The organism is Microcoleus sp. B3-D7, from assembly GCF_036705305.1.
Taxonomy (GTDB): Bacteria; Cyanobacteriota; Cyanobacteriia; order Cyanobacteriales; family Microcoleaceae; genus Microcoleus.
This window is the reverse complement of the sequence record NZ_JAUBUE010000002.1, coordinates 79439-103534: the sequence shown is the minus strand read 5'-3', so window position 1 is coordinate 103534 and position 24096 is coordinate 79439. Positions and strand designations below refer to the sequence as shown.

Here is a 24096-nt window from a genome sequence, read left to right as displayed (position 1 = left end):
ATATTCTTGAGTTAATCATGTTGTGCCAACTATAGGCAGGAGAATTTCAAATTCAGTGTTCTTACCTGGTTGCGATCGCATTCTCAGTTGGCCGCCGTGCTTTTCTGTGACGATTTGATTGCAGATAGCCAGCCCCATACCGGTGCCTTTGCCTGCTGGTTTAGTGGTAAAAAAGGTTTCAAATATCTGCTTGTGATTTTCTGGGGCAATGCCGGGCCCGTTATCGGCAATGCAAATTGCGGCCCTCTTGCCGTGTTCGGTTTCTATAACTTTAGTGGTAATTTCGATTTGGGGCTGCCAGTTGTCCCCGCACGGGGTGTGTATTTCTCGATCGGCTGCGTAGTCTGTCAGGGCGTCTAGAGCATTAACTAACAAATTCAAAAATACCTGACTCAACTGACCGGAGTAGCCACTAACTAGCGGCAGTTCGCCGTAATTTTTAACCACTTCTATGCTGTTTTTAAAGCGGTTTTTCAAAATTAACAGCGTCATCTCCACGCATTCGTGAATGTCTGTCTCGGCTGGTTTTGTCTCGTCCATGTGAGAGAAGTGGTGCAGCCCGTTAACTATTTTTAGCAATTGCGAGGCTCCCAACTCCATCCCTTCTAAGGTGATCGGCAAATCTTCTTGTAAAAAATCAAATTCAATTTCTTTTTTAAGGGCATCAATTCGGGCACACGGTGCCGAATATTCTTCTTCATAAAGCGACATTAGCTGGAGCAAGTGTTCAAAATAGGACAGCAGAAAAGTTAAATTTCCCCAAATACAGTTCAGCGGATTTCTGATTTCGTGGGCTACTTCTGCTACAATCCTCCCCAAACTCGCCATTTTTTCTGTTTGGATGAGTTTGGCCTGGGTTTGTTTGTGGAGTAACTTATTTGTTAATTGGTGGATTCTTGATTGAGCGACCATTAATTGGTGTACGTCTAACAGCTTGTAGGTCTGAGGGGCTATTTCCACTACTACGGGTTCGTAAATTAATTCTCCTGACCTGTAAAGCGATTCCTGGGCGGCTTCTACTATTAATTTACTGCCGGGAAGTACCAGCGGTTCTGGCTTGGAAAACTTGTACAATACCTCTATGGGTCGCTTGAAAAACATTTCTAATCCGTAGCGGCGGTTAACTTTTTCAAAAAATAGACGCCTGGATATTATGCCAACAAAATTACCCCCCTCTGTCAAAATGACGCCGGGAAGCATGGAATTTTGTTCAAAAGCCTGGGCTACTTCTTTTGCCTGTTGAGTTAATTCAATTTGGCAGTTGTAGAGTGGCAGGTCTAGGAGAGTTGATTCTAAGGAGATGTTCCAAGTACAAATTTCAGCTATATGCAACACTGATAACTCCGAGCTAATCTCACGCACAGCAAACATAGATGAAACCCCTGTTAAAAATTGTATTCATGAACAACTTAAGTTGCTATTAATTCGTAACGGGTAATTTGTAGCGGGTAGTTGCTCATTTGTGAAATTACAACAGCACCCCATGGGAAAACCCGATCGCAGTAGCATTGTCTGCTAAAGATTTTGTTTCTAAGTCAATATTAAACGATCGAAGCTTTTGTGGAACTTACTGAACTCTGCTGTAAACTTTTTACCATGATATACCTGCGATCGCGTGTTTTCGTAAAATGTTTAATATTTATAACGCATTATTGTGATAAATTATACCATTGTTCTAGTGATAGAAGGGAATTGGAGAACCGCGAGTAGGTTATAAGTGAATATACGGGCCTCCTTCGAGGGTTCGAGGGTTCGGATTAGCCATCGTCCAAGGGGCTTGCAGCCTCCAATTGTCAAGACTAGGGCCCAGGCCAAAGAAAGTTCGGCAACCGATTCGCTTTCTTCGGATGTAACCGAATGTAACGGATGGAAGGCTTTAGTTATCTAGGAGAGAAGGAAGAAGCAATGTTCCGCAAGGGTTTGTGGAATTAAGAACATCCTAACCGTCAGCCGCAGTCCCTATACCAGTCAAAAGAAATGCAACTTTAGGCAACTTCCGAACCTAGATAGTCATAAGTTTTTTGCAATCTGCAATCTCCAATCGTCTTAGGGTTCCACCTCCGGCCAAAGGCGTTCTAGCTGATACCGCCAAGCCGCGAGAGTGTTTTCGCGAGACTCTCGCCCTAGTTCCATTTCACCCATCAATCCCTCTGCGTAGAAACGGTCTAAAGTCTGAAGAGTAGTTTCCACAGACTGTCCCTGCATCTTGGCAGCTTTGATGATTTGACGGATGCGGCTTTCTATTAAACCGCCGAAAAAGTCGGACAAACCTCGCTCTTGCAAAGCCAGCACTCGGGCGACGGCGGCCGAGAAATCTGCGGCCGCGAGTGTGGCACAACTGTGCTGAAATACTCCCCACAAAACGTTTTGATGTAAGGCGTAGCGAGTTTCGAGGGTGGTGTCAAAGTTAGCTTCTAGCAGTTTATCAAGAAATGGTTGAGCTTCCTGGGCATCGGCGATCGGCAGCAAAATCCGCAGCCAACTCCCGTCTTCAGAAAGGAGGACTAACAGGCGAAAATTGGGCGTTTCTACTTGCCAAGAAGTGGCAGCAGGCATCTCAACACTGTCACCAAATAAGTCTTTAAGGGTATTGCTAATTTCTTCGGGAGTCATGATAATTTTAGATTTTAGGTTTGAGGTTTGAGATGTGAAATTGCCGGCTGCTGAGTTCGTTTCAAAAGTTTGTAATATTTACCAGTATGGCTTAGTATCAACTCAATTTCAAATCAAAAATCTCAAATTTCAAATTTCAAATCAATTTAGTAAAAGTAGGCTGTGCACCGAGCATATTTCAACGCTTAGTGTTTATGGGCGCACCTTAACCTATTGATATTTACCAATATCGGTCAATCTAAAATCTAAAATCTAAAATCGATTTAGGGGAGCCACCGGGGGTGATAGCCGGCAAAGGGAAGTTCTTCTGGCTGTAGTTTTGCGGGAGAACCGTCTGCCGATATTTCTACTAAGGGTAGCAGCCAGAGGCGGCTGGTGGCGATCGACTGTCCACTATCGTTGCGGGGACTGTCTGCTACTGAGGGAGTTGCTGCTGTGACTGATTGGTCGAAAATTAATGCCAGCCCGTCGGGAGATAAACTGATTTGGGTATCTAATTGGTTGGGCAAAATCAGCAGCGGTTTGATGGTTCCTACCAAACGAGTACCCTCTTTTTTGAGGTCGATGGTGGCGATGAAAGGCTGTTCTTTGTAGCTTTCTGTTTTGAGGCGTTGGGCTAACAAACAGTAAAGACGCTGAACTTGGTTGTCTTGGTTTTTGCGGGGGTCGAAATAAACGGCCATAATGCTGCCGGGAATACGCAATATTTCTTGTTCTACACCTTGGTTATCTAAGATGAAAAGCGATCGAGTAAAGTCGCTGTTGTATTTAACATAGGCGGCGGCAGAGTTGTCGCGGGCCATACCCAATACTTGTTCGTATTTTGGCAAAAATTCTACTGGGTCTGCTTCCGGTTTGAGGGGGACGATCGCTAATCCTTGTTTTTGAGATATTACCATCGATTTGCTATCGGGGCGAATCATAAAATCTCCGCCTTGTTCATTTTCCAACGGTCGGGGCGGCACTTTTTCTTCCACAATCCAAGGACTGAAATCGCCGGGATTGCTGCGGTTGACGCGCTGGACAACTATGATTTTTCCGTCGGCTGAGAGGTCGAATTTGAGGTTTTGGTAATCTTTGGAGTCTAAGATTTTGTCGATTCTACCGGCTGGGTATTTTTGTTGAGTTCCTGATCCCGATTGGGGGTTGAGGCCGGTGGTGACTGTGAATAGTTCTTGATTGAGGGTGCCGCGAGTACGGGCGATCGATCGATCTGTGGCGGAGAATAAAATGCGATCGCTGTCAGGATACGGTTTAAAATCGGTAACGACTAAATCTTTGGGAGTCAGCGGTATCGGTTTCGAGTCGCTGCTGGTGAGATTGACTAGCATTAATCTGCTTTCTGTTTCGCCTTGGACACCGATGTAAGCAAAAGCTCGATCGCGGCTGCGAAAGGAACTGCTAAACGGTTGCATTGGCGTTCCTTTTTTTTGGTTGTTTTCTCCGAAATACTTGTCGGTTGCTCCGGCGAGTTTGACTGTGTAGGTAACGCCGTAGGGTGCTGGATCTTTGAGGGTGTAAGCCATGCGTCTTCCAGCCCAACTAAATTTACCGGGGAGGGGGGGTTCTAGCTTTAAGTTTTCCTCGACGGTGGACTGGTTCATCGGCCGAAAGAAGGTGAGGATAAAGCCGGTATCTTCGGCGCCGATTTGTTTATTTTCCCAGGTAAATTCTCGCACTCTGGGTGCTGTGCGATCGCCGCTCAGCAGCAGCAGTCCGATTAAGACGCTCAGCACTAGCATGAGGAAGATGGCCGTGCGGTCGATCGGCTGTTTGAATGGCAGAATAGCGAAGGGTGAAGGATTAATTTTTTTGTTAAAAATACTCACAAATCTTTCTCTCCTATTTCTGCTGAAAATTAACTACCAAATTTTCCCTCTTAAATTTTACAGTCCTAGATGCACTCCCGGCCCCCAGAAACCCGTTTTTTTTTACCAGGCGAAAGGGCTGCAACGAAGTATACTGATTTTAGATTTTAAATTTTAGCTTGTACAGTGCGTAATGGCTTAAAATTGCTCGATCGACAGAGGTATTGACGACCGTCGATCGCACTACCATTGTGCCAGTTGCGTCCAGGACTGTTTTAGATTTTAGATTTTTCAATACTCCGGACAGTTTTTGGAACGAGACTACAAGCTTACGCGGGGCCAGGAGCATAAAAAAGTCGAATTAAATGTAAGTCAGGGGTGGAGCTGACATTGATTTAATTATCCACAGTGGCTCAAAGTCAACCGAGCATAAGCCCTTGGGCCATATAAAAACTGTCCGGAGTATTGGCGGTTCAATTCGAGAAAATACTCGACTAAACCTGTCATGAGATGGTATACCATTCGGTAATTCTAGAAAGCTTTTTAACCATTCATCTTTGGCGTTACCATAGGCTTCTATTGTCACCCATCCGTCTGCACCGCTGATGATAGCTAGAATCGTAATCGCGATAATATATTTGAGCAAATCTTCTTTACTTCTTTCTATTCTTAAGTCGTTCAAGGTGACAAAATTTTCTAAAAAACTGGCAGTTACAATATTCACGCTCAGGCAATGAATCTATTTGTTTTTGTTGCGAAGTTACAGTTTTACTAAAACCTCTTGCCATTGATAGCACCAATAAGCTACCACAAACTACATAGAAAATTAGTCCGATTTAACTGTAGCATATTTTGGGTTCCAGTTAAGATGCGTTTACCTTGATTGTGTACCTGAGTCTCTCTATTTCTGCTGTGGATTTTTCTGTATCTTTAGATTATTTAACTGATGTAATGTCTGCTACAGCCCAGCAAACTTTGTGGCGTTTTTTCCGGCTGTTCGTTTTCTTTGAATAAATTTATGATGCCACTTCTTTTATGGTAAAATATCATTTTAGTATGCCTCGTGGCAACGCGAGATATTTCTCGCAATAGCCCTATTTGTAAAAAAATAAATAGCCCTACTTTGCTGATTATATTTTATGATAGCATAACATACAATGTCCTTTTTGTATCCGCTCACTAATTCGGGGCGGACTACCCACTCAAAAACGATTTTGCGTCATTTGAGGTGAATCGTTGAGCGATTTACCCCGGATTATTGAGCGGATACTCCTTTTTGTTTACTGAAACAGTTGATTAATTGGGATTAAATCCATCGGTGATATTTTATCTATCGGCAGCTCCAAACCAAAAGCCACTCTACCCCAAATTATAATGAGCAGCACCCCTACAAACAGCCCTGTTAATTGAATATCCTGCAAAAAACAAGTTAGTCCTTCTTTCCACAAACCGTAGCTAATTACTGCATAGGTAGGAAGGTCGCCGAGAGCTATAGCAATCACGGCACCTAAATTACCTTTTAAGTGGTATGCCAACGGTATACTTATACATAGATTCACAAAAGTCAGCAGATTGCCCATAGCTTGGTACTGAGACTTTCCTACGGCTAGCAGACAAGAACCCATCATATTGTGCAGGGTGGTGTGCCAGATACCTAAAGCCAAGATTGGCATCATCCAAGATGCCGCCACATACTCTTTCGGATAAAGTATTAAAATTAACTGATCTCCGAAGCTCACAAAAATTGCTAAACCTACGGCTAATGGTATTAGAATTAGCTTGCGGTTCTTAAGTATCTTCGCACGCAACTCCTCCCGGGGTAACTCTGCCAGCATAGAAATCGAGGGAAAAATCACCCTGCTGCTAATGGCGATAATTATTTGGCGCGGCATATCGCCGAGAGTAAAAGCTATGCCATAAATACCCAACATTGTTAAAGTAAAGATTTTCCCAAGGATGAGTCTATCGGCTTGAGAACACAAGAAAAACAAAGCCGTAGACAAAAATATCCATTTGCCATAAGAAAATATTTCTTTAGCTGCTTCTTTATCCCAAGCAAAGCGGTTTGACTTGCCGGGAATCAAAAAATGGCTCCATACTACCTCTATTAAAGCTCCAGTAAAGCCGCCTGCAACGATCGCCCAGATGCTGGGATCGAACCAGGCCCAGACAATCATCACTGTTGTAGAAACAATCTGTTGACCCAACTCAAAAATTACTACTTCCTTCACTGCCATTTGGCGTTCTAGGCTGGCTGTGGCAGTGGATTTAAAGCCTCCTATTAAAGAATTTATACCTATTAGTGGAATCAACCACAGGAGACGGGGCTCTCCATAAAAACTCGCAACAGGCTGGGTAATTATAATCAAACAAATCCAAACGAAAAAGCTGCGAATGACTTGCATTGTCCACGCGGTGTTGAGAAATAGAGGATCTTCCCCGCGCTTATTCTGGATGATGCTTGGGCCTAGACCTATGTCTGAAAATAAGTTGATCCCTATGATGAACACGTAGGCTAGACCTACCAGACCAAATAGTTCTGGCAAAAGCAGGCGCGTCAAAATTAAGTTGCTGCCAAATCGGATAATTTGACTGCTTCCATAGCTGACGATCGTCCAGGCTGCACCTTTGATAGCTAATTTTTTTCCTGATGACATATACTCAGAATTTATTTACTTAATGACGAGTGTAGTTGCTGAATTTGTTTTTGGCAACTCCTAGAGGATGGTGTTGCCACTTTTATAGCTGACTGTACAGTATCTTAATTTGTATACGGAGGAAGGGCCTGGAGAGTCCATCTTGCAATAAAAGTACCATTTAATCTCATACTTACTCCACATCAATAATCATACGGGTTTTTGGGCTGGGGAATTGGTTTGAGGGAGGATGCTTGAATGATTAATTTACGCTTGCCTTGCAGTTCTTCTACGATCGTTTCTCCTTCTATTTCTAGCCAAATGTCTGGCGCAAAGGTGGCGCGACTTTGACCGATAGGTAATTTTACTGGTAACCCTATCGGATAGGCGTCTGCCGCGCAGCAAGTAATGATAAAACGCCCGATCCACATATATTGTTCTGCTATGTTGGGGGGGTGAATTACAAATCCTTGAACTTTGACTTTTTGACCTCTGTATGTATCCGGTTCGGGGTTGAAATTTAACAGCCGCACCCATTCGACGAGGGATCGCTGTTCGGGTTTTGTAGTATTGCGAAATTCTTGGGGTTGCAGTCTGGTGATGGGCAGGGATTCGGTGAGGCCTCGTTCTAATGCTGTCTGGCTGGTAAATGTGCGTGGCGTTGTTAGTAAACCTATTAATGCGACGCCCAACATTAAGGTGCTGCCGATACTGGGGGGAAACAAAGTAACGTGTTCAACTTCTGTGATTCTGAGAGAGTTATTTGCTGTTGATGTCCGCGATTGCTTTGTGGTGCGATCGAGTTTTAAGAGTTCCCAAGTTTTTAAACCGCCAATAACCAATAAGGCGATTCCTCCTGCTAGAGTCAAGCCAAAGTAATTGGGGTGAATGAGAATGCTTAATTGGCCGGTGATCCAATATTTGAGGAGCAATATTCCCCAGCCTAAGATAGCTAGGGCGTCGAGCAAGGGGCTAATTTTTTTTAAATTCATTTTTTAAGAGTGATTGGGAAGGAAGAAGGAATAGGGAAGATGGCAAAGAAAAAACACCTATCTGTATATTCGTGACTTCCGTGTCGAGGAGCAAGGTAATTGAAGAAAATCGCAAATCAAAAATGGTATTAGTTGTCGGTTTTAGCTAACTTATTAACCTAAATGCAAGTTAACAGCGAGGGTCATTAAAAAGGTTAACTGAGCTGCCAAGACAATTAAGTAAACTACGGCTCTACCTTTAAAAATTGACAGCATTAAACCGATACCTTTGAGGTCAATCATCGGGCCGAAAACGAGAAATGCTAACAGCGAACCGCTGGTAAATGTGGAGGCAAAAGACAGGGCAAAAAAGGCATCTACTGTAGAACAAATCGATACGACTGCTGCTAATAGCAGCATGGCTATAATCGAGGAAACGGGGCCTTGGCCGAGGTTGAGAATTAGTTCGCGGGGGGCGCCAACTTGAATGATGGCTGCGATCGCACTTCCGATTACCAACACTCCTCCCAATTCGCGCAACTCCTGTACCATAGTATCTAAAAGCAGGCGCAGACGCTCTTTAGAAACGCGGTGAAACATTGAGGAACGTTTCGATATTTTTTCTGTTTTGCCTGTTTTTAATGGCTTCCAGTCGTCTTGTAGCAAAGATTCGATCGGCACCACCCCCCCCGGCTGACCGAGCATAAATGTTCCCGACTGCAACAGCAGCGGAGTGTTAGCTTGGACGAGTTCTTTTTCGGAAAACTCTGGTTTTGGCAGGGGAATCGCGCGGGCTACAGAGGCTTGCAGCAGAGGCCGCAAGTCTTTTTGGGCGCTGAACACCCAGCCGATAATTGTGGCTATAGACAGAGAAAATACCACCCGCAAAACTACAATTTCTGGCTGATCGCGAAATGCCGTCCAAGTAGCCCAAATTACTACGGGGTTGATGGTGGGGGCCGCAAGCAAAAAGCCGATCGCGGCTGGTGCGGGCACTCCCTGCATCAGTAACCTGCGGGCTACGGGCACGTTACCGCACTCGCACACGGGAAACAAAAAGCCGATCAAACTGCCCATCAAAGCCGCCAGCAGCGGGTTTCGCGGGATGCGCGATACGAGTTTGCGTTCGTCTACAAACCCCAGCAGCAAACCTGAAAATAAAACTCCGAGCAGCAGAAAAGGTATTGCTTCTACTAACAAGCTGAGAAAAAGGGTAAAAGCATTGTTTAACTGATTCGTTAGACCGGGTTGCATCGATCACCTACTGGTAGATTGCTATTTAGCTATACGTCTTTGGTTGAACTCCTTGTAGATCATACCAAAGCATAGCACTAAGTTAAGATCCAGTTAATTTTTTTTTGCCTTTTTTTGCTAGAATTTGTAGAGCTTATAATTTAATAATCAATGCTGATCCTTTGAATGATTTGGAAGGGTTAAACTTGTTTGAGTTTGACTTAAGTTTTATTGATATCCGCCTCGTACAGCCAATCAATAATTGACTAGGCAAACCGTCGCCGATTTGATGGATCTTTGGGTTAACAATGGTTGATTGTAGAACAACTGCTAAGGCAGATTTTGCAGATTGCCGGCGAGGCTAACTGTTTTATATAACGATCGCTAAAAAATTGGTTTGTAGCGATGACTTTAGTTTTCACTACAAACCTATAGGGGACGCACTGGCAGGTGTGTCGCTGGCTGAGCGTTACGGGGGGTTGCGAGTACCGGATCGGGGAGATGGGATGAAATCGCCTCAAATGCCGTAGCTTGCAAGGCGTCTCGCCATCGCCCTTAGCGAGCTAAAACTCAGGGACGCGATCGCTCCAATTTGGGCTTTTAACTTGTCTGCTGACGGGTGCATCGTGTTGGCGATCGGGCAATTCCGATTTTCTTCTATTATCAATTAATTATATTTCTCAGGGTAATAATTTATTAACAAAAGGTTAAGAGGATCACTTAAGGTTAATGAATAGTTAAATAGTTGAACCCAGCGCTAATACCGCTCAAGTCAGTATAAAATAAAGTCAGGTATAATTACCAGGGCGCATTTATCTCGGTGATACTCAATCTTGCCTAATACTTTAAGTGGTAAAATTTTCCTTGCTACAGTCAGTTTTTTGTGTAATTTAAAATGCAGTGTGCCAGGGGGATGCCGGTCAAAACACTCAACAACTCACCTGTTGACCTTTGGTAGCTGAATGTCTGCTGGCAAATAGAACCCAAAAAAGCGTGCTGATAAATTTATGTTGAATACCTCCTGCGTAGAAAGACCCGTCCAACCCATCTCCGAGGCTGACCTAGGAGAACTTTGTTTAGACTCTACTCTCCAACAATTGTCGCTTTACGATTTTCAGGTAGAAGCTACGGATTGGGGAATGCGAATTTCTCAGATGTTAGAAGCTAATCCACTGTTACCAGGAGTCATTGTCACTCATCAAGGTGAATTTGCCGGTATGATTTCCCGGCGGAGATTTTTAGAATTTATCAGCCGTCCTTTTGGGCGAGAATTATTTTTAAAGCGACCTGTGAGGGCTTTGTACCGCTTTGCCGAAACTGAGAGTTTAATTTTTCCCAGCAATACTTTAATCGTGGATGCAGCCAGGAAGTCGCTGTTGCGATCGAAAGAACTGCTTTACGAACCGATTGTGGTTCAAGTTTCGCCTCAAACTTATAGTTTGCTAGACGTGCACGAACTGTTAGTAGCCCAATCCAACATTCATGAACTAGCAACAAAATTGCTGAGGCAGCAAACTCAATCTCAACTAATTCAAACCGAAAAACTAGCCAGTTTGGGGCAGATGGTAGCTGGAGTCGCCCACGAAATTAGAAATCCCGTCACCTGCATCAGCGGAAATCTAGGCTTTTTGTCCAACTATTTGACAGACATCATGGACTTGCTGTCTGCTTACGGACACATTGTCGGTGAAAACGAAAAAATTGACCAACTCAAAAAACACATAGAATTTGATTTTTTGCAAGAAGATTGGGTGGAAATTCTCAAAAGTATGAAAGTTTCATCACAGAGGCTGACCGAACTCGTCACCAGCCTGCACACCTTTTCTCACATGGACGAAACCCACTTGAAACAAGCTAACATCCATGAATGTATTGACAGTACGCTGCTAATTATGAAAAATCGTCTGAAGTACGGGTTTAAAGTAGTTAAAAACTATGGAGATTTGCCTTTGGTCAAGTGTTACTCTGGTCAGTTGAGCCAGGTATTTATGAATATCATCAGCAATGCGATCGACGCTTTGGAAGAGGACAAAGCAGAAAAAGATTTTATGCCTGCGATTACTATTGAAACTGAGGTAATAGATAGTTCTGACGGAGACTGCGTTAATTCGGAATTAATTCAAAATTATGTTAGGGGCGATCGACAAAATTCAAGACAGCTATCATCCGCCTGCCCAAACGTCGGCTTTAGCCCCGAAGCAGCCGAAAAAAATCAAAATAACGCTTGGATAGCCATCAGAATTGCCGATAACGGACCCGGAATTCCGCCAGAAATTCAGCGGCGGATTTTTGAGACGTTTTTTACTACTAAACCCGCAGGCAAAGGTACCGGTTTGGGCTTGGCAATTACCCATCAAATTGTTACGGAAAAGCATAAAGGCAAGTTGAATTTGCATTCTACGCCCGGTACAGGTACTGAATTTGAAATTTTGTTGCCATTGATTTGAAGGAATAAGTCATATCAAAGCTATTAGCATCGGAATTATTCCTATCTCTCTTCTCTTTATCTGCGTTAATCAGGTCAATCCCTTGTCATCTGCGGCCTGAGAAATTATATTTTTTTAACCGCAGATGAGGGCAGATCAACACCGATTAACGCAGATGAATTAGATAAATTCCGGTTGCAGCATCGGTGACTGTTGACTAATGACTACTGACTCTTTTTAAGCTCTTAGCTGAACTGGCATCACCAAGAATGTAGCATTGACTCCACCCAAAGGCTGGAAAATTACGGGGGCTAAAGCACCGTTTAATTGCAGTTGAATTTCTGGGGATTGAGCCGTTTTTAAAATATCAATCAGATATTTCACGTTGAAAGCAATATCTATGCTATCTCCCGAAATCTGTGCGGGCATTGACTCTTTGCCACAGCCGACATCTTTAGCATCTACAGACAAAGTAATTTCCTGATTCTCCTCGTCGATGCTGCATTTGAGAATATTGTTTTTTTGGTCTGCAAAAACGGCTATTCTTTCTACTGCTGCTAAGAACGATCGCCTTTCTAAGGTAATTTGCCGCTCAAAGGAGGGCGGAATCAACTGCCGATATGCGGGATATTGCCCTTCCAAGGTGCGGGTTGTCAGCCGCTGGTCTGCCCACTCAAACACTACTTGACCGTGTTCAAAATGCAGGGTGACAGGTTCAGTCCACTGCCGCATCACCAGCATTCTTTCTACTTCCCGCAATGCTTTAGCGGGGACAGTCACCTCAAATTCTTCTTGGGTTTCTTCGCCTTCAGCTTTTTCATTTGCAGTTTGAACTACTGCCAATCTGTGGCCGTCTGTAGCTGCAAATTCCAGGCAATCTTGCAATACCTTTAAATGCACGCCTGCAAGTACCTGTTTTGCCTCGTCGGGGCTAGTAGCAAATAAAGTTCCTTTGAGTCCTTCTATCAAGGCTTCCGGTGGTAATTTGAGGATTGTTCCGCCTTCGATGGCGGGCAATTCTGGGAATTCTTCCGGGCCCATGCCTCTAACTTGGTAGCTGCCAGAACTGCAAGTGAGATATGCTACGGTGTCCCCCGCTTCGTCTTCTAAAGTAATCTCTCCATCTGGGAGTCTCGAAACAATATCGTTGAGTAATTTAGCGGGTATGGTAAAACTGCCGCCGCCTGTTACTTCTGCTGCGAAGCTGGTACGAATGCCCAAACTGAGATCGAAAGCTGTCAAGCTAACCCGCTGATTTTCCTCATCCGCTACTAAGAGCACGTTGGCGAGTACCGGATGTGTCGGGCGGGAGGGAACGGCCCGACTTACCAACGAGAGGTTGGCGTTGAGGTCACTTTGGGTGCAAACCAATTTCATGGTAGGAAGGTTAATTAACCGGATTTGAAACAGAAACAAATCGTATCACAGAAAGCCGGCGGGTCAGTTTTTCTGTGTGTAGGGCTTAAGCATGGGGCTAGAAACCGGGTTTCTAGGCAAAATTTTGTCTGTAAAAACGAGAAGGCTTCGTAGAAACCGGGTTTCTGAAGTCAGCGCGCGTCGCGAATTATCTATGTTAGGTGTGCAGGGATCGCTAGTATTTTTTAATTTATTGAATTATTTTTGTATCGATCGCCCTGTGGAAACTGTGGAAAAAAAAGTTAATTGTTTGCTGGGCGTGACTTGTAGCTAAGAATTATATCGATTCCGGTTGCGCCGGAATCATTGTTGAGTGTTGACTGTTGACTGTACAGCGAGATTTTACGCTGCACGCTACAGTGCTTAAGAGCGTACCGCTTCGTTACAGCAAGGGTGCAGATCCTACGAGCGATCGCCCAGCCCATGTGCGGGCAGGTTCCAGTCTCACTTGGTTTGGCGATCGGCTGTTGACAGGGTGACAATGCCTCTGGAACCTTGATGATAAAAGCATTAAAGCCCCTGAAACTCAAAAAAGATAGCGGATTATTGACAGGCTTATTGACTCATAAGATCGTCCGAGAGATGCTTGAACCTGATTCTCTACGATCGCCACTCTCTTTTCTTGAGTTACGCCAGCGAAGAGCCTTTCGCTTGGTCACTCAACTCAAAACCTTGACCCAGCCTTGCTTTCAACCTGCTTGTCACCCCGTCTAGATCGGCTGGCGTTGATTCAAGATGATGCCAATTTCCTCGTATGGCTTTGGAAGACTCAAATTCATCTGCCTTTGGTATTGGATTTTTTATTGAGATAGATTATCATCAGTGCTGTCGAGCAAAATTGCTGGTACTACCAGCGGTCAATTAGGAGAAGTGGATGAATTTTTCAGCAATACGTGAACAATTTTTGGCAGGCGGTCTTGTCATGTGGCCGCTGCTGCTTTGTTCAATTCTATCGGTAACGCTGGCGAGCGAACGCGCCATATTCTGGATCAAAATTTACAGACGACAAAAGCAAGTTGCTCATGATGTTTTGCGGTTCTATCAACTCAATAACATGGTAAGTGTGATCGATAAGCTCAAGCAGAATGTTGACTTACCGATCGCCCGCATTTTCCTCAGCACGTTGCAGCTTGAAGACGCGACACCTGAAGAATTTATTCTAGCGCTAGAAACCGAGGGAAAAATCGAAATTCCGCTACTGAAGCGGTTCAATCATATTTTTGACACGATCGTTGCGCTAGCACCATTGCTCGGTCTTCAAGGCACAGTATTTGGGCTAATGACCACATTTGCCTCGATTAATATTGGCAACCTTGGAGCGACAAATAAATCGGGTTTGACCGCAGGCATTAGCGAAGACTTGATTGCCACTTCTGCCGGATTACTCGTGGGCATTATCACTCTGACATTTTCCAGCATTTACCGGGGCTTATATCAGCGCGAAGTTGGCCGAATTGAAGAATATGCAGGGCAGCTAGAACTGCTCTATCGTCGTCATTATCGAATTGCACAAAAAGAATATGAACTTACCCAAAGACCCTGAAATTCCTCCACAAATTAATATTGTGCCGCTGATTGATGTGGTGTTCTCGCTGCTCACATTTTTCATTCTCTCTAGCTTGTTCTTAACCAACCCTGAAGGACTGCCTGTGGATTTGCCCAAAGCGACTTCGAGCCAGCCGACACAGGTAACGAACCGAGTCACCATCACGATTGATTCAAAAGGACAAGTCAGTCTCGATCGTCAGCCCACAACGGTAGAGGCTTTGCCCGCACAACTGAGCGCCTTAGCTGCTACTCGTCAAGGCCTGATTGCCGTGATTAACTCTGACGAAAAGGTTGATTTTGGCTTGGCTGTAGCCGTTATGGATCGGGTGCGACAAGTTAAAGGAGTTAAACTAGCCGTTGCGACTCGCAGACCAGCATGATATCGATTCCGGTTGCACTCCTTATCATTGTTGACTCTTGACTGTTGACTGTAGAAGGAGGGTCAAAAAAATGAAAATTGCGCGAATTATTTGTTGGCCTCGGGATTCGACTTTACGCCCGACTTTTGAAGCAAGGATTTGATATCATTCCGGCGCAGCCGGAATTGATATTACCTGTGGAAAACTGGTGGGAAAGCTGGTGCGGTCGATCGCCCGCCCATTTTTGTGCAAAAACTATTTCGGGCTATCGAGTAAAGTTTTCCACAAACGGAGGGGGACTTTTCCACAGGTTTTTCCACAGGCAAGATTGTCTATTATGGGGCATTGGGAATTGGGAATGGGAATTGTTGACTGTTGACTGTTGACTGGTAACTGTTGACGGTGTTGGGTGATGACAACTGACAACTGTCAACAGACAACTGACTTCAAATTAAGTTTTACGGCTGACAACATTAATCCGATCGCTCAACTGACGCAAAGTTTGAGCCAAATTCGGGTCAGTGTTCCGCAACTGAGCAATTTTGTCGCAACTGTAAAGCACAGTCGTGTGATCTTTGCCGCCGAACACTTCGCCCACCTTTGGCAAACTCAAACCAGTATGCTGCCTAATTAAATACATCCCTACTTGACGGGCAAGACTAATTTCTCGCCTGCGAGAAATGCCTTTCAAATCTTCCACAGAAACATCAAACTCTTCAGCCACAACTGCAATTACTGCATCTGGCGTCGCCTCTAAGCTTTCAGTTTGCTGGTTCAAAACCGGGGTGATATTCTCCACGGTCATCGGCAAACCGGTAATTGAAAGATATGCTACCGCCCGAATCAAAGCACCTTCCAATTCCCTAACGTTGGAAGTGTAACTCGAAGCAATGTATTCAATGACATCTCGCGGCAGACGCATATTTTCATACTCGGCTTTTTTCTGCAAAATTGCCATCCTAGTTTCCAAGTCGGGCAATTGAATGTCGGCAATTAATCCCATGGAAAATCTGGAACACAAACGCTCTTGCAGGCGAGGGATTTGCTGCGGCGGGCGATCGGATGCTAAAACTACTTGATTTCCGGCTTCGTGCAAAGTATTAAAAGTGTGGAAAAATTCTTCTTGAGTGTATTCTTTGCCTTCAATAAATTGGATATCATCTATTAATAAAACATCGGCTGCTCGATAATGATCGCGGAAAGTTTGCATACTGTCTTTCCTAATTGCCGCGATTAAATCGTTAGTAAATTTCTCAGTAGAAACGTAAAAGATCTTGGCGTTGGGGTCAATTTCCAAGCGATAATGACCGATCGCCTGCATCAAATGAGTTTTGCCCAAACCGACGCCACCGCACAAAAATAGGGGATTGAATTCTCGGCCCGGAGACTCGGCTACCGCGAGGGAGGCCGCGTGAGCCATGCGGTTGTTGGAACCGACGACAAAGCGGGAAAATAGGTATTTCGGGTTTAAATTGGCGGGTTTGGGGGGGTGAAGCGAGTGGCTTTCGGGGACATCGGCGGCGATGGGGGAAGGCCAAATCATGGCTGAGTCACTGCTGCCACCTGTTTCGTTGCCCCCAGCAATTGTCAAGTAAATGTCTACGGGATAGCCGAGAATTTCGTACACTGCATCGGCAAGGATTTCTCTGTAATATTTTTGCAACCAATTGCGAGCAAAGGGGTTGGGGGCGCTGACGATCAAACAGTTATTTTCGAGTTGTTCGGCGCGGGCAGTTTTGATCCACGTCTCAAAGCTAGGTCTGCTCAGTTGTACCTGGAGACGTTCAAGTATCTGATTCCACAGACTTTCGAGGGGAATGTCCACTGCTCACCTCTGCCGATCGGCATTCAAGATATTAATTCTACTCTAGAGAGTTTAGTCCTCAGATGTTAAAGTTTAAGGGAGTCTGCCGTAGCTTGCGGGGCGGGACGCCATCGCCCAAAAATTTGGCGGCTCTGCAGCCCAAACCAGGTATCGGGGAGCTGTTCAGCAAATATTTAGATTTGGCAGGAAAGCCTTAAAACATGGCCATGAAGAGTTCTACTGGCAAATTTTGGAAGCAACCGGCAATTTACATATTGCTGCTGATAACGGGAGCCGGGGCCGCCATGTTGGGCGATCGTCTGACGGTTTCTCAACTTCGTGGAAATTCTGGCGATTCGGGACAAAGGGCGCTGGAACCGAAATTGCAACTGCCTCCTAATACAAAGGAAAAGGATCGAGTTAGCAAAGTCTTGCCGCCGGTTTCCTTGTCAGGCGACGCGGCTAATGTGAATTTTATTGTGGCTGCGGTGGCAAAAGTTGGCCCGGCAGTGGTTCGGATCGATGCTTCGCGCCGGGTGAAACCGGGAAATAGAGGGCTGTCGCCGGAAGATTTTTTTGGCAGAGAACCGAATTCGGGGGGCCGGGGCGGGATCGAACGGGGTACTGGTTCGGGTTTTGTCATCGGTGCCGACGGCCTGATTCTCACTAACGCTCACGTTGTAGAGGGAGCCGATACGGTAAATGTAACTCTCAAGGACGGCCGCAGCTTTCAGGGGCAGGTGTTGGGGGCTGATAAGGTGACGGATGTGGCTGTGGTGAAGATTGAGGCGAATAATGTGCCTGTAGTGGCGATCGGCAATTCGGATAAGCTGTTGCCTGGAGAATGGGCGATCGCCATTGGCAATCCTTTGGGTTTGGACAATTCCGTAACTGCGGGAATTATTAGCGCTACGGGGCGATCGAGTACCGATGTCGGCGTACCTGACAAGCGGATCGGTTTTATTCAAACAGACGCTGCAATTAATCCGGGGAATTCCGGCGGCCCGCTGCTGAATGCTTCGGGCCAAGTTATTGGCATGAATACGGCGATTATTCAAGGTGCTCAAGGATTGGGGTTTGCGATTCCCATTCAGGCGGCGCAACAGGTGGCGAAGGAACTGATTACGACGGGGAAAGTCGAACACGCTTATTTGGGTATTGAAATGGCGACGCTGACTCCCGATGTTAAGGAGCAAATTAACAGCAACGCTAACAGCAGCCTGCGAGTTGCAGTCGATCGGGGTGTGGCTATTGTTAGCGTTGTTCCTAATTCTCCCGCAGCAGCGGCAGGTTTGCGGGCTGGAGATGTGATTCAAAAAATTAATAATCAGCCGATTATTCAGTCGGAAGCAGTTCAGGAGTTCGTGCAAAATGCTAAGGTTGGCGGTCAGTTGCAAATGGAAATCAACCGCAACGGGCAAATAGTTAATTTGACTGTTAAACCGGGGAGTTTGCCGGTTCAAAAAGTTCGATAATCTGTTGACGGTTGACGGTTGACGGTTGACGGTTGACAGTTGACGGTTGACGGTTGACAGTTGACAGTTGACAGTTGACGGTTGTTACCATATACCAATTAGCAATTACCAATGACTAATTAATATGGCAGAACTCTTACAAATCTCACAATTAGGAAATCCTGTGCTGCGCCGCCAGTCGCAAGTTGTCGAGAATATTAAGGACGATCGCATTCAAGAGTTGATTGACAGCTTAATCTCTACCGTACAACACGCGAACGGAGTGGGGATTGCCGCCCCTCAAGCCGCTCAGTCCGATCGCCTGTTCATCGTCGCATCCCGCCCCAACCTGCGGTATCCCCAAGCACCCCACATGGAACCCACACCGATGATTAATCCCCGGATTGTGGCTGCATCAACAGAGACAGTCAAAGACTGGGAAGGCTGTTTGAGCATTCCGGGGATTCGGGGATTGGTGCCGAGAAGTAGGGCGATCGAGATAGAATACACCAGTAGAGACGGCAAACTCCACCGACAAGAATTGACAGACTTTGTGGCCCGAATTTTTCAACACGAACACGACCATTTAGATGGAATCGTGTTTTTAGACAGAGTGGAAAATACCCACGAACTGATGACAGAAGATGAGTACCAAAAGCAAATTGTCAACCTGCTATAGCCGCAAACATTCAGGGTACAAAGCGCCCGGATTTATCCGTGGGGTCAATTCTAAAATCTAAAATCGATTGACAGAAGATAAGTACCAGCAGCAATTTGTCAAGCTCCTCTAATAATTGATATAATTGCGAGCAATAACGCCATTGATGTTGTGAATAGGAGGGCGAATGTCTATCAATTTGGAAAAAGGCGGGAGAATCAATCTCTCTAAAGAAGCACCGGGGCTAAAAAATGCCGGGATTGGTTTGGGATGGGATACCAATGCTACAGACACCGGCGCAGCGTTTGACTTAGATGCTTCCGTGTTTATGTTGGGGGCTACTGGCAAAATTCCCGGCGAACAATACTTTGTTTTCTACAACAACAAGGAGTCGCCGGACAGTTCTGTAATACATCTGGGAGATAGCAGAACCGGAGAAGGATTTGGCGATGATGAAACCGTTACAGTCGATTTAACCAAAGTCGATCCGGCGGTGCAAGAAATTGTGTTTGTGGTAACTATCCACGAAGCAGAATCGAGAAGGCAAAACTTCGGTCAAGTGCGGAATGCTTTTATCAGGATTTACGACACTACTACTAATACAGAGGTAACGAAGTACGATTTGGACGAGGATTTTTCTAGGGAGACAGCGGTAGAGTTTGGCAGACTTTCCAAGAAAGACGGTGAGTGGAGGTTCCAAGCTGTAGGACAAGGCTACAATTCCGGCTTGCAGAAGTTTGTAGACCAGTATGCCTGATCGGAGGGCGATCCTAGCTAATTAAATCGAGGGGAAATTCGGAAGCAGGAATGTTTCCCTCGATTTTAAGCAATCAGACTCATGAGGTGATAAACCAGATGGGCATTCAATTAAAGAAAGGTGAAAGATTTAATCTTTCTAAAACATCTCCAAGTTTAACAAAAGTGGCGATCGCCCTGGGATGGGAAATAGCAACTGAACGAAGTTTATCGGACTCAAATCAGCAAAGCTGCGATATCGATGCCTCGGTTTTTGCATTAGGTTTGGACGGCAAAATTCCCGATGAAAGATACTTTGTATTTTACAATAACTCGCAGTCGCCGGACGGATCGATCGCCCATTCGGGAGATAATCAAACTGGTCAAACTCAAGGGGATGACGAGACAATTTATGTAGACTTAGAAAAAGTAACGGCTCCTGTTGAGGAAATGGTTTTTGTGGTCACGATTCACGACGCACAAGCTAAACATCAAAATTTCAGCCAAATCAGAAATGCTTTTATCCGATTGTACGATCGCGAAACCGACAGCGAACTAGCCCGGTATGATTTAACAGAAGGTTTTTCTGAAGAAACAGCAGTCGAGTTTGGACGGTTGTATAAAAAGGATGCAGCTTGGAGATTTCAGGCCGTAGGACAAGGATATAAAGCAGGGTTACAGAGTTTTGTTGACAAGTATCATTCTGAGATTCAACAGCAAGAAAAGCCAGCCCAACGTACAGTAGAACTGCCTAAATTACCAGTTATTGAAGATAGCCACAAAAGTCAGAAAGCTATAGCATTAGACAAAAAGCTTGAGGAGAAAGCGCCGCACATTTTTAATCTCGCTAAGAAAGCCGATCTCTCGCTCCAAAAAGCAAATCTCACAAATCACGATGCTCAAGTAGCGCTTTGCCTCGATATTTCTGCTTCCATGTCTTCGCTGTACAGTTCAGGAAAGATTCAGCGTTTGGCAGAGAAGATTTTGGCTTTAGGATGTCGGTTTGATGACAACGCAGCGATCGACATATTTCTGTTTGGAGTCAACCCCCACAATCCCGGTGAAATGTCGATCGACAATTTCTCAAACTTCATTCACCATATACTGCAACAGTATCCTCTAGAAGGAGGTACTTACTACGGTAAAGTGATGAAGGAAATTAGAAAGTTCTATTTTCCTGATGGTCGCGGTAGCAGGCGCTACGCAGCTATTAAAGCCGATCGACCTGTCTACGTGATGTTTGTAACTGATGGAGAAACAGCGGACGAATCGGAAAGCAAGCAGCAGCTACAATGGTCGTCCTATGAGCCGATATTTTGGCAGTTTATGGCAATCGGCAAGTCGCAGAAAGATGTCAAAAGTAAGGGAGTTCGAGGCTGGTTAGCAAGAGCCGTAGCGAGCGATTTTAGCTTTTTAGAGCAGCTTGACCAAATGGGCGATCGCTACCTAGACAACGCCGATTTCTTCAGTTTAGAAGACCCGGAACATATTGCGGATGAGGAATTATACGATTTGTTGACAGCAGAATATCCGCATTGGGTAAAATCAGCACGAATCAAAAATCTCTTACCCTAGAAACAGCTTTTGCAGGCAAACAAAATGCTAGCTTAGGGAAATCATTCAACTTCACCATAAACCTTACAAAATCACAAAACTATGGCTATCAACTTGACAAAAGGGCAATCAATAGTTCTCAGCAAAAGCGAATACGACTTGTCCAGACTGACAATGGGTTTGGGCTGGGATGTTGCACAAGCTAAAAAAGGTCTTTTCGGGCGAAGCAGCGGTGCAAATTTTGACTTAGATTCCTACGCTATGCTGCTGGGAGAAAATGGCAAAATAAAGAACTACAAAGAGGATGTAATTTATTACTCTCATTTGGAGTCAAAGGACAAAACAGTTGTTCACTCAGGCGACAATCTCACGGGGGCTGGAGACGGAGACGACGAACAAATAGTGGTGAAGCTGAGTTCTTTGCCTGCAGAATATCACAAAATTATTTTGGGCGTAAATATTTACGATGGCAAAGAGAGAAAACAGCATTTTGGCTTGGTAGAAAATGCTTTTGTGAGAGCTGTAGATGCCGCCGGGAAAGAAATAGCTCGCTATCGCTTGTCAAATGACCCATCTTATGAAGGAAAATTAAATATGTTGATGGGAGAAGTCTATCGAGAAGGCAGCGAGTGGAAATTTAAGGCTTTGGGAAATCCTTTGGCTGAGGATATGAACGGTGTTGTCGGTTCGTTTATGCGGTGATCTTAAAAATGTTTTTTTAACCGCCGATAAAGGCAGATAAACGCAGATAAACGCAGATGAAATTCCATCTGCGTTTATCTGTGTTAATCCGCTGATATCTGCGGTTAAAAAATGCCCATGTACTTATTAGACATCTGCAAAAAAGCTACTCCAATCAATCTTTGACCGGCCGCATTGTCGGGAACATGACGGCATCTCGGATGCTTTGAGTATTAGTTAAAAGCATCACCAATCTGTCTACGCCGATACCCATTCCCGCACAATTAGGCATTCCCAAAGATAGCGCTTGAATAAAGTCTTCATCCATTGGATGCGCTTCGTCATCGCCGGCATTTTTCTGCGCCAACTGTTCCTCAAACCGCTTTCTTTGCTCTTTGGGATCGTTCAATTCTGAGAAGCCGTTCGAGTATTCTGTACCGTTGATAAATAGCTCGAAACGTTCTACAAATCCGGGCTTGCTGCGATGTCCTTTTGCTAAGGGGCTGACTTCGACAGGATAGTCGATGATGAATGTAGGTTGAATTAATTTGGGAACAACTAATTTGTCAAAAACCGCATACAGCACGTAGCCTAAACTCTGTTGTTCTAGCTTAGACAGGTGCAATTCTAGTTTGGTTGCAGAGGCGATCGCACTTTCTAGATCCAAACTGTCAAAATCCAGCCCAAACTCGTCTCTGACAGCTTCTACCATCGTTTTCACTTGCCAGTGTTGGCCACTGAAACCGGGATATTTTTCGCTGTAGTCGAACTTGCGTTCTAAACTAATCGTTTCCCCCTGATTTTCAATTTCTTTGACATCCCCAAATACCGCCGCCGCTGCGAAACATATCACGTCTTCGACAACTCCTAAAATGTCGAAAACATCAGCATAAGCTTGGTAAACTTCTAAAGAGGTAAACTCAGGATTGTGGGTGCTGTCAATGCCCTCATTTCTAAATGCTTTCCCTAGTTCAAATACTCGCTCGAAACCGCCGCATATTGCTCTTTTTAAGAATAATTCGGGAGCCACTCGCAAATACAAATCCACATCCAAAGCATTGTGGTGAGTGATGAAGGGCTTAGCAGCAGCACCGCCGTAAATAGCTTGCAGTGTTGGCGTTTCTATTTCGTAAAAATTGGCTTGCCAGAGATAGGAACGGATGCTTTGAACGATGCGGCTGCGAAGCATAAAACGGTTGAGCGCATCTTGGTTGCTTGCCAAATCCATTTCGCGGTGGCGGCGGCAAACTTCCGGGTCGTTAATTCCGTAATAAGCATCGGGAAATTGAATGGTAGCTTTTGATAAAAGCTTTAATTCCCTCACTAAAATAGAAAGTTCTCCCCTGGGGGTGCGGCAGCCGATACCTTCGACGCCGACAAAATCGCCGACATCGAGCAATTTTTTAATTTGTTCAAAGCTCAAACCGACTTCGCCGGTGACGATTGCTTTCTCGATTTTGAGTTGAATTTTGTCTGTGGCGTCTTTTAAATCGATGAAACCAATTTTGCCGCTGTCTCGCTTGGAAGTGATGCGGCCAGCTAATCGCAGGGAAATTTCTTCGGGGTCAGTTTCTCCGTTTTGGAGTTCTTTTCCCGGCTGACTAAATATTTCGCGAACTTGCTTGGCTGTGTGCGATCGCGCGTAGGATTCACTGGGATACGGTTCTATGCCTTGCGATCGCAGTTCGTCTACTTTTTGACTGCGGACTTCGGCTTCACTGAGAGTCATTAGTTATTGCCTGATTAAAATTACAAATATCTGACATCTTGCACTATTCTGGCGATCGTGCGATCGGGCGTTGCTCAAAGCAACGCCCCACAAGAAAATTCACTCTTTGTGGAACAGGCATCTTGCCTGTTCGTGACAAAGCTGCAAGATGTCAGAAACACCAAACTCTATCATAACTGGGCAGCTTTGAGAGCCAATTTGCCAAATAATTAAGTTACACCCTATCGTAGCCGGATCGCACAGAGCCGCACTCGCCCCAGAAATATCTCCGATAACAATTTGCGATCGAGTGCACAAAGCGACCGAAACATTAAAAAATTAAGTTGTCTGTCGATCGCAACTGGTGAGATGATATGTAGTGCAGCCTCACGGCAGTTCCAAAGAAACTGAACAGCAGAAACGCGAGCGATCGAACTCGGCTCATCGCACCTCTGTCAGAATCGACCACACACACTCTCTCTTAACATATAA

The 24096-nt window shown here is 45.0% G+C and carries 21 protein-coding genes; 9 read left to right on the top strand and 12 right to left on the bottom strand.

Translation table 11 applies throughout. The features are described from left to right. Positions 1–15: 15 nt before the first annotated feature. From QUB25_RS02050 to QUB25_RS02015, 8 genes are all read right to left on the bottom strand, one after another. Positions 16–1371, bottom strand: coding sequence for an ATP-binding protein (locus QUB25_RS02050; RefSeq protein ID WP_333034728.1), 1356 nt, complete (start codon positions 1369–1371; stop codon positions 16–18). Between the two features lie 675 nt (positions 1372–2046). Then, positions 2047–2613: a hypothetical protein gene (locus tag QUB25_RS02045; protein ID WP_333034726.1), complete on the bottom strand. Its 567-nt coding sequence runs from the start codon at positions 2611–2613 to the stop codon at positions 2047–2049. Positions 2614–2876: 263 nt separating this feature from the next. Beyond that, on the bottom strand, positions 2877–4442 hold the full coding sequence (locus QUB25_RS02040; protein ID WP_333059078.1) for a hypothetical protein: 1566 nt from the start codon (positions 4440–4442) through the stop codon (positions 2877–2879). Positions 4443–4782: 340 nt separating this feature from the next. Then, positions 4783–5145 carry a transposase family protein gene (locus QUB25_RS02035; RefSeq protein WP_333059079.1) on the bottom strand — a complete coding sequence of 121 codons (363 nt, stop codon included), beginning with the start codon at positions 5143–5145 and terminating at the stop codon, positions 4783–4785. A 556-nt stretch (positions 5146–5701) separates the two neighbouring features. Beyond that, the gene (locus QUB25_RS02030; RefSeq protein WP_333034722.1) at positions 5702–7078 is read right to left on the bottom strand and encodes an oligosaccharide flippase family protein; all 1377 of its coding nucleotides are present in this window, start codon (positions 7076–7078) and stop codon (positions 5702–5704) included. 182 nt (positions 7079–7260) lie between these two features. Further along, positions 7261–8049 (bottom strand): TIGR03943 family putative permease subunit, encoded by a 789-nt coding sequence (locus tag QUB25_RS02025; RefSeq protein WP_333034719.1) that lies wholly within the window; start codon positions 8047–8049, stop codon positions 7261–7263. 153 nt (positions 8050–8202) lie between these two features. Continuing rightward, positions 8203–9282 (bottom strand): permease, encoded by a 1080-nt coding sequence (locus tag QUB25_RS02020; RefSeq protein WP_333181861.1) that lies wholly within the window; start codon positions 9280–9282, stop codon positions 8203–8205. A gap of 496 nt (positions 9283–9778) precedes the next feature. Beyond that, complete coding sequence (locus tag QUB25_RS02015) at positions 9779–9928, bottom strand: hypothetical protein (protein ID WP_333181860.1); 150 nt, start codon at positions 9926–9928, stop codon at positions 9779–9781. 340 nt (positions 9929–10268) lie between these two features. On the opposite strand from QUB25_RS02015, the gene QUB25_RS02010 reads away from it, so the two are divergent. Next, positions 10269–11708: an ATP-binding protein gene (locus QUB25_RS02010; RefSeq protein ID WP_333181859.1), complete on the top strand. Its 1440-nt coding sequence runs from the start codon at positions 10269–10271 to the stop codon at positions 11706–11708. Between the two features lie 216 nt (positions 11709–11924). Here the strand turns inward: QUB25_RS02010 and dnaN are convergent, their stop codons facing one another. Further along, complete coding sequence (gene dnaN / locus QUB25_RS02005) at positions 11925–13064, bottom strand: DNA polymerase III subunit beta (RefSeq protein ID WP_333034715.1); 1140 nt, start codon at positions 13062–13064, stop codon at positions 11925–11927. Positions 13065–13426: 362 nt separating this feature from the next. Here dnaN and QUB25_RS02000 point away from each other — a divergent pair, with 362 nt between their 5' ends. The 3 genes from QUB25_RS02000 (at position 13427) to QUB25_RS01990 (ending at position 15031) form a co-directional block, all read left to right on the top strand. Then, positions 13427–13582, top strand: coding sequence for a hypothetical protein (locus QUB25_RS02000; protein WP_333181858.1), 156 nt, complete (start codon positions 13427–13429; stop codon positions 13580–13582). 395 nt (positions 13583–13977) lie between these two features. Further along, entirely contained in the window at positions 13978–14646 is a 669-nt protein-coding gene (locus QUB25_RS01995) for a MotA/TolQ/ExbB proton channel family protein (protein WP_333062789.1), read from the top strand. Further along, positions 14624–15031 carry a biopolymer transporter ExbD gene (locus QUB25_RS01990; protein ID WP_333062790.1) on the top strand — a complete coding sequence of 136 codons (408 nt, stop codon included), beginning with the start codon at positions 14624–14626 and terminating at the stop codon, positions 15029–15031. Before QUB25_RS01995 ends, QUB25_RS01990 begins: the two co-directional genes overlap by 23 nt. A 430-nt stretch (positions 15032–15461) precedes the next feature. Here QUB25_RS01990 and dnaA read toward each other — a convergent pair whose 3' ends face one another. Continuing rightward, positions 15462–16835: a chromosomal replication initiator protein DnaA gene (gene dnaA, locus QUB25_RS01985; protein ID WP_333062794.1), complete on the bottom strand. Its 1374-nt coding sequence runs from the start codon at positions 16833–16835 to the stop codon at positions 15462–15464. 206 nt (positions 16836–17041) lie between these two features. Here dnaA and QUB25_RS01980 point away from each other — a divergent pair, with 206 nt between their 5' ends. From QUB25_RS01980 to QUB25_RS01960, 5 genes are all read left to right on the top strand, one after another. After that, a complete protein-coding gene (locus tag QUB25_RS01980) occupies positions 17042–18289 on the top strand; it encodes an HhoA/HhoB/HtrA family serine endopeptidase (protein WP_333181857.1) in 1248 nt (415 codons plus the stop codon). A 124-nt stretch (positions 18290–18413) separates the two neighbouring features. Further along, positions 18414–18947: a peptide deformylase gene (gene def, locus QUB25_RS01975; protein WP_333181856.1), complete on the top strand. Its 534-nt coding sequence runs from the start codon at positions 18414–18416 to the stop codon at positions 18945–18947. Positions 18948–19113: 166 nt separating this feature from the next. Further along, positions 19114–19683 (top strand): TerD family protein, encoded by a 570-nt coding sequence (locus QUB25_RS01970; RefSeq protein WP_333181855.1) that lies wholly within the window; start codon positions 19114–19116, stop codon positions 19681–19683. Positions 19684–19733: 50 nt separating this feature from the next. Further along, positions 19734–21236, top strand: a complete 1503-nt coding sequence (locus QUB25_RS01965; protein ID WP_333181854.1) for a TerD family protein — start codon at positions 19734–19736, stop codon at positions 21234–21236. Between the two features lie 81 nt (positions 21237–21317). After that, on the top strand, positions 21318–21917 hold the full coding sequence (locus tag QUB25_RS01960; protein ID WP_333181853.1) for a TerD family protein: 600 nt from the start codon (positions 21318–21320) through the stop codon (positions 21915–21917). Positions 21918–22071: 154 nt separating this feature from the next. On the opposite strand, the gene lysS is transcribed toward QUB25_RS01960, so the two are convergent. Both lysS and QUB25_RS01950 read right to left on the bottom strand, forming a co-directional pair. Next, on the bottom strand, positions 22072–23625 hold the full coding sequence (gene lysS, locus QUB25_RS01955) for a lysine--tRNA ligase (protein ID WP_333181852.1): 1554 nt from the start codon (positions 23623–23625) through the stop codon (positions 22072–22074). Between the two features lie 310 nt (positions 23626–23935). Continuing rightward, positions 23936–24073, bottom strand: coding sequence for a hypothetical protein (locus tag QUB25_RS01950; protein ID WP_333181851.1), 138 nt, complete (start codon positions 24071–24073; stop codon positions 23936–23938). Between the last annotated feature and the right edge of the window lie 23 nt (positions 24074–24096).

Coding starts and splice junctions, on each gene's coding strand:
- QUB25_RS02050 (WP_333034728.1), bottom strand. CDS start 1,371: ATGTTTGCTGTGCGTGAGATTAGCTCGGAGTTATCAGTGTTGCATATA.
- QUB25_RS02045 (WP_333034726.1), bottom strand. CDS start 2,613: ATGACTCCCGAAGAAATTAGCAATACCCTTAAAGACTTATTTGGTGAC.
- QUB25_RS02030 (WP_333034722.1), bottom strand. CDS start 7,078: ATGTCATCAGGAAAAAAATTAGCTATCAAAGGTGCAGCCTGGACGATC.
- QUB25_RS02025 (WP_333034719.1), bottom strand. CDS start 8,049: ATGAATTTAAAAAAAATTAGCCCCTTGCTCGACGCCCTAGCTATCTTA.
- QUB25_RS02020 (WP_333181861.1), bottom strand. CDS start 9,282: ATGCAACCCGGTCTAACGAATCAGTTAAACAATGCTTTTACCCTTTTT.
- QUB25_RS02010 (WP_333181859.1), top strand. CDS start 10,269: ATGTTGAATACCTCCTGCGTAGAAAGACCCGTCCAACCCATCTCCGAG.
- dnaN (WP_333034715.1), bottom strand. CDS start 13,064: ATGAAATTGGTTTGCACCCAAAGTGACCTCAACGCCAACCTCTCGTTG.
- QUB25_RS01995 (WP_333062789.1), top strand. CDS start 13,978: ATGAATTTTTCAGCAATACGTGAACAATTTTTGGCAGGCGGTCTTGTC.
- QUB25_RS01990 (WP_333062790.1), top strand. CDS start 14,624: ATGAACTTACCCAAAGACCCTGAAATTCCTCCACAAATTAATATTGTG.
- QUB25_RS01980 (WP_333181857.1), top strand. CDS start 17,042: ATGAAGAGTTCTACTGGCAAATTTTGGAAGCAACCGGCAATTTACATA.
- def (WP_333181856.1), top strand. CDS start 18,414: ATGGCAGAACTCTTACAAATCTCACAATTAGGAAATCCTGTGCTGCGC.
- QUB25_RS01970 (WP_333181855.1), top strand. CDS start 19,114: ATGTCTATCAATTTGGAAAAAGGCGGGAGAATCAATCTCTCTAAAGAA.
- QUB25_RS01965 (WP_333181854.1), top strand. CDS start 19,734: ATGTTTCCCTCGATTTTAAGCAATCAGACTCATGAGGTGATAAACCAG.
- QUB25_RS01960 (WP_333181853.1), top strand. CDS start 21,318: ATGGCTATCAACTTGACAAAAGGGCAATCAATAGTTCTCAGCAAAAGC.
- lysS (WP_333181852.1), bottom strand. CDS start 23,625: ATGACTCTCAGTGAAGCCGAAGTCCGCAGTCAAAAAGTAGACGAACTG.